Source organism: Enhydrobacter sp. (genome assembly GCA_025808875.1).
Classification (GTDB): Bacteria; Pseudomonadota; Alphaproteobacteria; order Reyranellales; family Reyranellaceae; genus Reyranella.
In genome coordinates this window covers 2,195,379-2,208,008 of sequence record CP075528.1, presented here as the reverse complement: position 1 = coordinate 2,208,008, position 12,630 = coordinate 2,195,379, and the positions used below count along the sequence as shown (strand labels likewise).

Here is a 12,630-nt window from a genome sequence, read left to right as displayed (position 1 = left end):
TCCTCCCCTCGTCTTGCGAGGAGAGGTGCCCGCGTAGCGGGCGGAGGGGGCATGACTGCTCCGGCCTTCGGCCACCTCCCCACTTCGTGGGGAGGAAGCGCGTGAACGGCAACATCCTGAAGGGCGCGCCGCCGCACGCCGGTTCGACCGCCTACATCAACGCCCGTATCGTCGATCCGACGGCCGACAGCGAGTACACCGGCGCGATCCTGATCAGCGACGGCAAGATCGCCGACTTCGGGCCGAATCTCTTCGCCTCGGGCGCGCCCTACGGCATCCAGTCGATCGACTGTCGCGGCCTTCACCTCGCGCCCGGTCTTGTCGATGCGCGCGTCCACACCGGCGAGCCGGGCGAGGAGCACAAGGAGACGCTGGAAAGCGCCGCGTCGGCCGCGGCGGTCGGCGGCATCACGTCGATGGTGCTGCTGCCCGACAACGATCCGCCGTTCGACGACGCCTCGCTGATCGAGTTCGTCGCCCGCCGCGCGCGCCAGATCCGGCTCGCCAACATGTATGCCTACGGCGCGCTCACGGCCGGACTCGAGGGCAAGGAACTGGCGGAGATGGGCCTGCTCGCCGAAGCCGGCGCCGTCGCCTTCACCGATGCCGACCACGCGGTGGGCAGCGCCCAGGTGCTGCGCCGCGCGCTCTACTACGCCAAGGCCTTCGACGCGCTGATCGTGCATCTGCCGCAAGAGCCCACCCTGTCGGGCGGCCACATGTCGAGCGGCGAGATGGCGACCCGGCTCGGCCTGTCGGGCTGTCCGCCGCTCGCCGAGGTGATGATGGTCGAACGCGATATCCGTCTTCTCGAGATGACCGGCGGGCGCCTGCACCTCACGAAGATATCGACCGCCGAATCGGTCGAAGCCATTGCCGGCGCGAAGGCACGCGGACTGAGGATCACCTGCGACACTGCCCCGCCGTATTTCGCGCTGAACGACCTGGCGGTCGGCGACTACCGGACCTTCGGCAAGCTGGTGCCGCCATTGCGCTCCGAGAAGGACCGCGTGGCGGTCGTCGAAGGGCTGAAGTCCGGAATCATCGACGCCGTCGTGTCGGACCATCGCCCGCAGGACCAGGACAGCAAGCGCGTCCCCTTCGCGCAGGCCGAGCCGGGCGGCATCGGGCTCGAGACCCTGCTGCCGATCTCCCTCGAGCTGGCGCACAACGGCGAGATCACCCTGCCACGCCTGTTCCAGCGCCTGTCGTCTGCGCCGGCCGCGCTGTTCGGCCTGCCGGGCGGCAAGCTCGCCAAGGGCGCGCCGGCCGACCTGATCGTGTTCGATGCCGAGCGGGCCTGGAAGATCGATCGCGGCGATTTCTGGAGCAAGACCAAGAACTCGCCGTTCGACGAACGGCCAACGCAGGGCCGTGTCATGGCCACGATCGTCGCCGGCCGCACGATCTATCGCGACGATGCGTTTCAGACGGCGGCGGCGGCCGCCTGATTCGCGCCTCGAAACCGCCACTTGGTCTGGTATGGTCGGACGACCTCCCATGGCAGGGCAATCGATGACGATTCGCAACATTCTCCTGCTCGGCGTCGCGGCCATCGTCGTGGCAGACGCGAGCCAGGCGCAGCAGCGCAATCCGTCCCGCGAGGATCTGCTCGACGCGCTCACGCGCCACATCCAGATCTGCGCCGAGATTACCGAAACGCAGGCCCGTCTCGCCTGCTACGACAAGCTCCAGACGCAGGTCGGCGGCGTGCAGGCCCCGGCGCCGGGCCCGACGCCATTGCGGCCCGGGACGCCGCAGACCGCCGCGCCCGAGCCGCGCCCGCTCACCACGCCCGGCGGCCAGCCCGCCACCCTCGGCGGAAGTGCCGGGGGGCCGACGCCGCTGGCGCCACCGTCGCCGCAGGCGCAACCGGGCGATCCCGATCGAGCCTTCGATCCGCGCGGCGGATCGGCGGGCTATCGTCCGCCCGAAGGCATGATGCCCAAGCCGCAGCCGCCGGTGCGCCGCACGGGCTCTCGGGCGATCCCGAATTTCTCGCAGCCTCAGCCGCTGGTCAGCCTCGCGGCCAACAACCTGACCTATGGCGACTCGCGCTACTGGCAGGTGACGATCATCATCACCTCCAACACGCCGCGGCCGCTCGACACCCAGGTGCAGTGCACCTTCATGAACGCCGGTCGACCGGTCGACGAGGCGTATTTCGGCCCGGCCACCATCGCGCCGGGCGAGCAGATCACCACCGAACTGATCGGCCCGCCGACCACGGCCTATGTCGATTCCACCAACTGCCGCGTGCTGAAGCCATAGGCGCACCACGATGCTCTGGCACGCCACGCACATCGGAGCACCGCTGCTCCTCGGCTATCTGCTGGGTTCGATCCCTTTCGGATTGCTGCTGACGCGGGCAGCCGGACTCGGCGACATTCGCAACGTCGGTTCGGGCAATATCGGCGCGACCAACGTCCTGCGCACCGGCCGGAAGGGACTTGCCGCCGCGACGCTGCTGCTCGACGCATTGAAGGGAGCTGCCGCCGTGCTGATCGCCGGCACCTTCGGTCCCATCGCCGGAGCGGCAGCCGCGGCGGGCGCCGTGCTTGGCCACATGTTCCCGGTGTGGCTGTCGTTCAATGGCGGCAAAGGCGTGGCGACCACGCTCGGTGTGATGTGGGCGCTGGCCTGGCCGATCGGCGCGGTCGCCTGCATGACTTGGCTGCTGATCGCGGCATTCTTCCGCTACTCGTCGCTGGCGGCGTTGGTGGGAGTCGTGGCCGGTGCGGTCGCCGCCTGGGTCGTCGTCGACCCTCGCATCGCGGCGGTGGTGACGGCGATGGTTCCACTGGTCTGGCTGCGCCATCACGAGAACATTCGCCGCCTGCTCGCCGGCACCGAAAGCAAGATCGGCCAGCACGGCAAGGCGTGACGGTCGCCAGCGCGGTGACGCGACCCACCTGTTCGTCCACGTCATGGCGCGTACCCGCCCTGACCATTGCCCGGCCGGGGGGCCGCCGCTACGGTCCCGCCCGCGTGAATGCCGGCGGCGACATCAGGATCGGAAAGGCGATGCCGTGGGCGTTGATCGCGGCCGCCTGCCTCGGCTCGTTCGCGGCCACCTCGAGCGGCACGACACGCGCGCCTTTCCTGATCGACATGTCGCACGACCTCGACGTGACGATGCCGCTGGTCGCCAATCTGGTGTCGCTGACTGCCACCGCGTGGGGCCTCACCTCGGCCATAGCGGGTTGGCTGTCGGATCGAATCGGGCGACGCATCCTGCTGGTGACGGCGCCGCTGGTACTGGCGCTCGCCATGGTCCTTCAAGCGGTGTCGGGCGATTTCATCACCCTGGCCGCCTGGGCGGCGTTGAGCGGCGCGGCGGCGGGCACCTTCACCGGCGTGATCTATTCCGAGGTGTCGGCCCATGTCGAGGATCGCCAGCGTGGCCGCGCACTCGGCTGGGTGATGAGCGGGCAGTCGCTCACCCTGCTGATCGGCGTGCCGATGGCGGCGGCGGTCGGCGCGATCATCGGCTGGCGCGGCTGGCTGGTCTGTGTCGGCGTGCTTGCCGCGGTGGCGAGCATCGCGCTGTTCGCCACGGTACCGGCGACACGGCGGCGCGGCGCCCGTGGGGCCGCGGGCGGTGGCTATTCGGCGTTGTCGGCCCGACTGTGGGCATTGCTCGGCTCGGGGGTTGCCGAGCGCATTTGCTACGGGCTGGCGGCCGTCTACTACGCGACGTTCCTGCAGGTGACCTATGGCCTGTCGCTGGCCGAGCTCGCCCTGCCGCTCGCCGTGTTCGCCGTCGGCAGCGTCGTCGGCACCCTGATGGGCGGCCCGCTCGCCGACCGGCTGCATGATCGGCTGATGACCTATGCCGCCTGCATGGCGGCGTCGGGTGTCGCCGCGCTCGCCCTCTTCTATTGGTGCCCCAGCCCGGCGGTCTCGGTCGCGCTCGGCTTCCTCTACGTCTTCGTCAATTCGCTCGGCCGGCCGTCGCTGATGGCGACCTACGCCGCGGTGCCCGAGCAGATGCGCGGCACCGTCATGGGCCTGACCGGCGCCTCGGCCAGCCTGGGCTGGATCGGCGCGGCGGCGCTGGGCGGCCTGATCGTCGCCTTCGACGGCTTCGACGGCTTCGGCCCGCTCGCCTTCGTCCTGGCCCTGCTCGGTGCCGCCATCGCGATGGCCTGCCGGAAAACAACTTCAAGTTGATTTACACAATCATTTTACACGATACGATGTGCGCATGTTCGATGGTACCCCGGTTGTCGATCTCGACCCCGCCGAACGACGTGCCCGCCTGCGGCTGGCGCGCAGTCCGCGCATCGGGCCCGTTGCCTTCCAGGAAGCCTTGAGCCACCACGGCTCGGCGCGACGCGCCTGCGCCGCCCTCGCCGTCGTCTCCGATGCCGACATCGAACGCGAGGAAGAACAGCTCCGCCGACTCGGCGGCTGGTTCCTCGTGCTGGGAGACGCCGCCTATCCCGCGGCCCTCTCCGCCCTGCCGGATGCGCCACCTGTCCTCTCGGCGATCGGCCGCGCCGACTTGCTGCAGCGTCCTGCGCTGGCCGTCGTGGGTGCGCGCGACGCCTCGCTGGCGGGACGGCGCTTCGCGGCCGAACTCGCCACCTGCCTGGGCGCCGCCGGCTTCGTCATCGCCTCCGGGCTCGCCCGCGGCATCGACGCGGCCGCACACCAGGCCGCCTTGGCCACGGGCACCGTGGCGGTGCTGGCAGGCGGCATCGACCAGATCTATCCGCCCGAACACCAGGGGCTGCAGGCCGAGATTGCCCGCAGCGGCCTGCTGTTGTCGGAGGTGCCCTACGGCGCGCCGCCGGTGGCCCGCGCCTTCCCGCGGCGCAATCGCATCGTCTCGGGCCTCTCCGTCGGCGTGGTGGTGATCGAGGCTGCCGCCCGATCCGGCTCGCTGATCACCGCCCAGCGGGCCGCCGAGCAAGGCCGCGACGTCTTCGTCGTTCCCGGATCACCGATGGATCCGCGCCATGTCGGCTCCAATACCCTTATTCGCGACGGGGCCATTTTGGTGCGTGACGCCAATGATATTCTGGGTGTGGTGAGCGTGCCGCAGTCGATGGCTCAACCAATTGAAAAACCATGCCGAATTCCCGGCGACACTGCCACGTCGACGGTCCTGCGGGCGCTCGGTCCGGTACCCACTCCGGTTGACGAACTGGTACGCCGATGCCAAGTGTCCGCCGCCACTGTAGCGGAGGTCCTGCTCGGACTTGAGCTGGAAGGCCGCTTGGAAAGGCACCGGGGTAACTGCGTATCTCTGATTTGAATCAGTGATTTAGCTCCGGTTTCTCATGTTCACTGGAGCTCGTTCCGGCGATGGACGTTTTGGTCGTCGAATCCCCGGCCAAGGCTAAGACCATTGGGAAGTACCTCGGCCCCGGTTACACCGTGCTGGCGTCCTATGGCCATGTCCGAGACCTGCCGCCCAAGGATGGCTCGGTCCGCCCGGACGAGGATTTTGCCATGGACTGGGAGGTCGATTCCTCCTCCCAGAAGCGCCTCGATGCCATCGCCAAGGCGGTCACCAAAGGGGGCAGGCTCTACCTCGCCACCGACCCCGATCGCGAAGGCGAGGCGATTTCGTGGCACGTGCTGGATGTGCTCGCGCGCAAGAAAGCCTTGCAGGGCGTCGACGTCAAACGTGTCACCTTCAACGCCATCACCAAGCAGTCGGTGCTCGACGCCGTCGCCCATCCACGCGACCTCGACCAACCGCTGATCGACGCCTATCTGGCGCGGCGCGCCCTCGACTATCTGGTCGGCTTCACGCTCTCGCCGGTGCTGTGGCGCAAGCTGCCGGGCAGCCGCTCGGCGGGCCGCGTGCAGTCGGTGGCGTTGCGCCTGATCTGCGAGCGCGAGGCCGAGATCGAGGTGTTCAGGAGCCGCGAGTACTGGACGGTCGACGTCCTGTTCGGCACGGCCAAGAAGCAGACGCTGAAGGCGCGCCTCACCCATCTCGACGGCCGCAAGCTCGACAAGTTCGATCTCGGCAACGAGGAACAGGCGCTGTCGGCCAAGCGCGAGATCGAACGCCGTGCCTTCGCCGTCCAGTCGATCGACCGCCGCCAGGTCAAGCGCAACCCGCCGCCGCCCTTCATCACCTCGACCCTGCAGCAGGAAGCCTCGCGCAAGCTCGGCCTCGGCGCGGCGACCGCCATGCGCATCGCACAGCGGCTCTACGAGGGCGTCGACATCGGCGGCGAGACCGTCGGCCTCATCACCTACATGCGCACCGACGGCGTGCAACTCGCCCCCGAGGCGATCGGCCAGACCCGCCGCCTGATCGAGAGCCGGTACGGCCAGGCCTACGTGCCGGCCCAGCCGCGCGCCTACACCTCGCGTGCCAAGAACGCCCAGGAGGCGCACGAGGCGATCCGCCCGACCGACCTCTTCCGCACCCCGCAGGACGTGGCGGCCCATCTCGACCGCGAGCAACTTGGCCTCTACGAGCTGATCTGGAAGCGCACCGTCGCCAGCCAGATGGAGAGCGCCGTGCTCGACCAGGTCACGGTCGACATCGCCAGTGCCGACAGGAACCTGCAGCTGCGCGCCTCCGGCTCGGTCGTCAGGTTCAACGGCTTCCTCACCCTCTATGACGAGGGCAAGGACGATTCGGGCGACGACGAGGAAGGCAACGCCATCCTGCCCGACGTCGCCGAGGGCGAGGGGCTGGAGCGCCGCGAGGTGCTGCCCGAGCAGCACTTCACCGAGCCGCCGCCGCGCTACTCCGAGGCGAGCCTCGTGAAGAAGCTCGAGGAGCTCGGCATCGGCCGGCCCTCGACCTACGCCAGCATCATCGAGGTGCTGCAGCGGCGCAGCTACGTGCGGCTCGACCGCAAGCGCTTCATCCCGGAGGATCGTGGCCGCATCGTCACCGCCTTCCTGCAGACCTATTTTCCGCGCTACGTCGAGTACGACTTCACCGCCCATCTCGAGGAGGAGCTCGACGACATCTCGGGCGGCAAGATCGACTGGCGCCAGGTGCTGCGCGAATTCTGGACGCAGTTCTCCGCCGCCGTCGGCGAGACCAAGGACCTGCGCGTCAAGGAAGTGCTCGACAAGCTCGACGAGGAGCTGGGACCGCATTTCTTCCCGGCCAACGACAACGGCGGACAGGGAGGCGGCAAGAGCCCACGCGACTGCCCGTCGTGCGCCAACGGCCGGCTCGGGCTAAAGCTCGGCAAGTTCGGCGCCTTCATCGGCTGCTCGAACTATCCGGAATGCCGCTTCACCCGCAAGCTGGGCATCGTCGATGCCGAAGCCGACGCCGTCTCCGGTGCCAATCTCGACGGGCCGAAGGTGCTGGGCACCGATCCGGCGACCGGCAAGGTCGTCACCTTGCGCAACGGGCCCTACGGCCTCTACGTCCAGCTCGGCGAGCCCGAAGGCAAGGAAAAGCCCAAGCGGGCCTCGCTGCTCAAGGGCATGACGCCCGACGACGTCACCCTCGACAAGGCGCTGGCGCTGCTGTCGCTGCCGCGCGAGCTCGGCCCGCATCCCGAGGACCGCCAGCCCGTGCTCGCCGGTGTCGGCCGCTTCGGGCCCTATGTGAAGCACGGCACCAAGTACAAATCGATTCCGGCCGACGAGAGCGTGCTCGAAATCGGCATGAACCGCGCCGTCGCCCTGCTGGCCGAAGCCAAGAGCGCGGGCCGCGGCCGCGCCGCGCTGAAGCCTGTCCGCGTCGTCGGCAACCATCCGGCCGACGAGGCGGCGATCGAGCTCTACGACGGCCGCTACGGCATGTACGTCAAGCACGGCGGCGTCAACGCCACCGTGCCGCGCGACATCAAGCCGGAGGAGCTGACCGTCGAGCAGGCGGTGTCGCTGCTCGCCGAACGCGCCGCCAAGGGCGGCGGCAAGAAGGGCAAGTCGCCGCGCGCCCGCAAGGCCGCGCCGGTCGCGGCCAACGACGGCGGCGACAAACCCGCCCCCAGGAAGGCGGCGGCGAAGAAGAAGGCCGCGCCGAAGCGCAAGGCCAAGGCCAAGGCCGAGGCCCCTCCCCGCACCGGGACAGATGGCTAAGGGCCGGGTCCCGACCCGCGACGAACTGCTGGCGTTCATCAGGGAAGCCACGACGCCCGTCGGCAAGCGCGAGATCGCGCGCGCCTTCGGCCTGAAGGGCGACCAGCGCATCGAGCTCAAGCAACTGCTGCGCGATTTGCGCGATTCGGGCGACATCGCCGCCGATCGCGCCAAGACATTCAAGGATCCCAGGGCACTGACCGACATCACCGTACTCGAGATCACCCGCGTCGACGACGACGGCCATCTGCTGGCCGTGCCGCGGCGCCACGATGCCGACACCGACGGACCGCCGCCGCGCATCGAGATCGACCCGCATGGCGGCCCCGGGGGATCGAGAGGTGGCCCCGCCCCTGCCGTCGGCGACCGCGTGCTGGCCTCGCTCAAGCGCCGCGGCAAGAACAGCTACCAGGCGCGCATCATCCGCCGGCTCGGCAGCGGACCGCGCAAGATCCTCGGCCACTACGAGGAGCCGAACGGTCGCGCCGGCCTCGGCCTGGTCACGCCGACCGACCGCAAGCTGAGACGCGTCTTCGACGTGCGGCCGGCCGACCGCAACGGCGCATTGCCCGGCGACATCGTCTGGATCGAGGAGACCGGCGCCGCGCTTTCGCGCCGCGCCCGCGTGCTCGAGCGGATCGGCCCGATGAGCGACCCGCGCACCGTCAGCCTGATCTCGATCGCCGCCAACGACATCCCCGTCGACTTCCCGCAGGCCGCGCTCGACGAAGCCGAACGCGCCCGCGCCGCGCCGCTCGGCGAGCGCCTCGACCTGCGCCGCCTGCCGCTGGTCACGATCGACGGCGAAGATGCGCGCGACTTCGACGACGCCGTCTTCGCCGAGCCCGACGATCATGCCGCCAACGAGGGCGGCTGGCGGCTGATCGTCGCCATCGCCGACGTCGCCTGGTACGTGCGGCCCGACAGGCCGCTCGACCGCGCCGCCTACCGCCGCGGCACCTCGGTCTACTTTCCCGACCGGGTGGTGCCGATGCTGCCGGAGGCGCTCTCCAACCACTGGTGCTCGCTGCTGCCGCGCGAGGACCGGCCGGTGCTGGCGGCGGAGATGTGGATCGACGCCGCAGGTCATCTCAAGCGCCACCGCTTCCACCGCGCCATGATCCGCTCGGCCGCACGCCTCACCTACACGCGCCTGCAGCGCGCGGCGGACGGCACGCCGGACGCCGAGCTGGCGCCGTTGATGGACGACGTCGTGCGCCCGCTCTACGGCGCCTACCGCGTGCTGCTGGCGGCGCGCGAGAAGCGCGGCGCGCTCGACATCGACCTGCCCGAGCGCCAGGTGACGCTCGGCGACGACGGCCGCATCGCCGGGATCGGCGTGCGCGAACGGCTCGACAGCCACAAGCTGATCGAGGAGTTCATGGTGCTGGCCAACGTCGCGGCGGCCCAGGCGCTGGAGCATCGCCGCGCGCCCTGCCTCTACCGCGTCCACGACCAGCCCGATCCGGCCAAGATCGAGGGCCTGCGCGAGTTCCTCGGCACGCTCGGCGTGGCGCTGCCGCCCGGTCCGCGGCTGCGACCCGGCGATCTCAACCACGTGCTGCGCGCGGTCGCCGACAAGCCCGTGGCGCGTCTCGTCAACGAGACCACGCTGCGCAGCCAGAGCCAGGCGGTCTACAGCCCGGACAATCTCGGCCATTTCGGCCTCGCCCTGCCGCGCTACGCCCATTTCACCTCGCCCATCCGGCGTTTTCCCGACCTGATCGTGCACCGCGCCCTGATCGCCGCCCACGGTCTGGGCGACGGCGGCCTGGCGGAAGCCGACAAGGGCCGCTTCGCCGAATTCGGCGAGCATCTGTCGATGTGCGAGCGCCGCGCCGTCGCGGCGGAACGGTCGGCCATGGATCGCTACGTCGCGGCCTACATGGCGGCCCATGTCGGCGCGACCTTCCCGGGCCGCATCACCTCGGTGACCCGCTTCGGCCTGTTCGTGGCGCTCGACGGCAGTGGCGCCGACGGCCTCATTCCCGTGCGCAGCCTGGGCCAGGAATTCTTCCGCCATGACGAGGCCCGGCAGATGCTGGTCGGCGAGCGCACCGGCGAGACCTTCGGCCTGGGTGACCGGCTCCTGGTCAAGCTCGACGAGGCCGACGCCGCGACCGGCGGATTGCTCTTCGAGGTGATCGACGTGGTCGAGCGGGTCGAGCGCCAGGCGCCGCCGCGGGGCGCGCGCACGCGCGGCCCGCGGCGTCCGGTCGCGCATCGCGGGCCGGTCAGGGACAAACGGTCGCGACGACGGCGCTGAACCGGCGCCCCATCTTGTCGGCATGACTTCGGAGTTCGCCCCCGTGCCGTTCTGGACCGCGCTTCGCCGCGGCTGGCGCGGACGCTGCCCGCGCTGCGGCGACGGCAGCCTGTTCGGCTCCTTCCTCAAGATGCGTAGCGTCTGCCCGGCCTGCGGGCTCGGCCTCGAGCCCTACCGGGCCGACGACGCACCCGCCTACTTCACCATCTTCGCGGTCGGCCACATCGTGGTGCCGCTGGTGCTGGCCTTCGAGCGATACGGCGACCAGCCGCCGCTGTGGTTCCATGCAGCCCTGTGGCTGCCGCTCTCGGTGCTGCTCGCCCTCCTGCTGCTGCCGCGCATCAAGGGCGCCGTCATCGCCCTGCTTTGGGCGCATCGAATTGCCGCGCCGAAGCCGGCCACTGAAGGGGTTCATCCCGCACCATAGCCATGGCTCCCGGTCGATTGCCTGTGCTAAGGTCCGGCGGTCGTTGGGAGTCGCGGTGCCGCAATATCACTGGATCGGACGGGCCCTGTCGCAGGCGGCGATTGCCCTTCTGGCAGCCTCTCTTGTCGCGTCGTGCGAAACCACCTCGGGCTCGGCCCCGCCGCCGGCCCGCAGCCGTGCGGTCGCGACCGATGTCGGCATCGAGCGCGTCGTCCTGCAAGCTTACCGGGCGATCGGCGATCGCCACCTCTTCCAGCCCGATTTCCGCACGATCTCGGCTGAAACCTTCCGCGGCTTCGCCGGTGCCGACCCGGCGCTGTCGCTGCAGACCGACGAGCGCTCTTTCACGGTGCTGCGCGACGGCCATGAAATCCTGTCCCGGCCGACGCCGGCCAACGCGACCGACGGGCGCGCCTGGGGCGGCATGCTGGGGGAACTGTTCGCCGCCTCGGTGAATGCCTCGCCGCTCCTGCAGCAGGGCGAGCGCCAGTCGATCATCAAGGGCGCGATGACCGCGACCGCCCGGCAGCTCGACCGCAACAGCCGCTACGCCGACCCCGAGGAAGCCAGGGACAACCGCTTCCAGCGCGACGGCGGCGGCGGCATCGGCATCACCGTCGAGCGCACGGACGACAAGAAGACGATGATCCGCGCCGTCCAGGAGGAATCGCCGGCGGCCAAGGCCGGAATCAAGGTCGGCGACCAGATCGTCGCCGTCGATTCGGAATCGATGATCGACCGCTCGCTGAGCGACGTCGTCCACAAGCTGCGCGGCAACGTCGGCGACCCGGTGTCGCTCACCGTGCAGCGCGCCGGCGAGGGCCGCCTCACCATCGACCTCAACCGCGGCCGCATCATCCCGACCACGGTTCTCTACGAGCGCCGCGACGACATCGGCCTGATCCGCCTGATGGGCTTCAACAGCGCCACCACCGAGAACATGCGGCGTGCCGTCGAGCGTGCGCGCACCGAGATCGGCCGCGACATCGCCGGCATCGTCATCGACATGCGCTCCAACCGCGGCGGCCTGCTCGACCAGGCCCAGGCGGTGGCGGAGCAGTTCATCGGCGACGGCACCATCTTCTCGACCCACGGCCGCCATCCCGACAGCCAGCGTACCTATCGCAGTTCGAGCCGGCAGACGGTTGGCCTGCCGATGGTGGCGCTGGTCAACGGCAACTCGGCCTCGGCCGCCGAGATCGTCGCCGCCGCGCTGCAGGACCGCGGCCGCGCCGTGATCGTCGGCACCACCAGCTACGGCAAGGGCACCGTGCAGACCGTCGTGCGCCTGCCCAACGAGGGCGAACTGGTGCTGACCTGGTCGAGGCTGCAGGCGCCGTCCGGCTACACCTGGAACGAGCTCGGCGTGCTGCCCAACATCTGCACCTCGAAGGTCGCCGACGTGAGCCAGCTCGGCATCGAATCCGTCGAGGCCAACCGCTCCACGCTGATGCGCTGGCACGCCGAGCGGAATCCCAGCGCCCAGGAGGTCGCCGAGCTGCGCCGGATCTGCCCGCCCAGCGAGGAGTCTCCCCAACGCGACCTCGATATCGCCTTTCGGCTCCTCAAGGATCCGAAGCTATATGCGCATGCCGTGCGGACCGGCTCGATCGACCAGGCGGCGCGCCAGTAGCGCCCGTTTTCGCACTTGACGTGAGGCCGTCGCCGACTACCTTGCCGGCCTTCCAGAGGACCTGAACCATGGCCAAGCCGACCTCGATCCTGATCAAGATGGTGTCCAGCGCCGACACCGGCTTCTACTACGTGACGAAGAAGAACCCGCGCACCAAGACCGAAAAGCTCGAACTGAAGAAGTACGACCCGGTCGCGCGCAAGCACGTCGTCTTCAAGGAATCGAAGATCAAGTAACGGCCGGCCGCAGCTGGCACGAGACAAAAAAAGCCGCCCCTCCGGG

At 69.6% G+C, this 12,630-nt stretch carries 10 protein-coding genes; all 10 read left to right on the top strand.

The genetic code is table 11. The annotated features are described in order from the left end of the window. Positions 1–116 precede the first annotated feature (116 nt). The 10 genes from pyrC to rpmG all read left to right on the top strand — a co-directional run bounded on the left by pyrC (position 117) and on the right by rpmG (position 12,584). A complete protein-coding gene (gene pyrC / locus KIT25_10870; GenBank protein ID UYN97891.1) occupies positions 117–1,451 on the top strand; it encodes a dihydroorotase in 1,335 nt (444 codons plus the stop codon). A gap of 64 nt (positions 1,452–1,515) precedes the next feature. Next, complete coding sequence (locus KIT25_10865) at positions 1,516–2,271, top strand: hypothetical protein (protein UYN97400.1); 756 nt, start codon at positions 1,516–1,518, stop codon at positions 2,269–2,271. A gap of 10 nt (positions 2,272–2,281) precedes the next feature. Next, positions 2,282–2,884, top strand: coding sequence for a glycerol-3-phosphate 1-O-acyltransferase PlsY (gene plsY / locus KIT25_10860; GenBank protein ID UYN97399.1), 603 nt, complete (start codon positions 2,282–2,284; stop codon positions 2,882–2,884). Then, positions 2,881–4,173: an MFS transporter gene (locus KIT25_10855; protein ID UYN97398.1), complete on the top strand. Its 1,293-nt coding sequence runs from the start codon at positions 2,881–2,883 to the stop codon at positions 4,171–4,173. The genes plsY and KIT25_10855 overlap by 4 nt, the downstream gene beginning before the upstream one ends. Before the next feature lie 34 nt (positions 4,174–4,207). Continuing rightward, on the top strand, positions 4,208–5,263 hold the full coding sequence (gene dprA / locus KIT25_10850) for a DNA-processing protein DprA (GenBank protein UYN97397.1): 1,056 nt from the start codon (positions 4,208–4,210) through the stop codon (positions 5,261–5,263). A gap of 50 nt (positions 5,264–5,313) precedes the next feature. Continuing rightward, positions 5,314–8,022, top strand: a complete 2,709-nt coding sequence (gene topA, locus KIT25_10845) for a type I DNA topoisomerase (protein ID UYN97396.1) — start codon at positions 5,314–5,316, stop codon at positions 8,020–8,022. Then, entirely contained in the window at positions 8,015–10,288 is a 2,274-nt protein-coding gene (gene rnr, locus KIT25_10840; protein ID UYN97395.1) for a ribonuclease R, read from the top strand. Before topA ends, rnr begins: the two co-directional genes overlap by 8 nt. 22 nt (positions 10,289–10,310) lie before the next feature. Continuing rightward, on the top strand, positions 10,311–10,715 hold the full coding sequence (locus KIT25_10835) for a DUF983 domain-containing protein (protein ID UYN97394.1): 405 nt from the start codon (positions 10,311–10,313) through the stop codon (positions 10,713–10,715). A gap of 55 nt (positions 10,716–10,770) precedes the next feature. After that, positions 10,771–12,348, top strand: coding sequence for a PDZ domain-containing protein (locus KIT25_10830; protein UYN97393.1), 1,578 nt, complete (start codon positions 10,771–10,773; stop codon positions 12,346–12,348). 68 nt (positions 12,349–12,416) lie between these two features. Beyond that, positions 12,417–12,584, top strand: a complete 168-nt coding sequence (gene rpmG / locus KIT25_10825) for a 50S ribosomal protein L33 (protein UYN97392.1) — start codon at positions 12,417–12,419, stop codon at positions 12,582–12,584. Positions 12,585–12,630 lie beyond the last annotated feature (46 nt).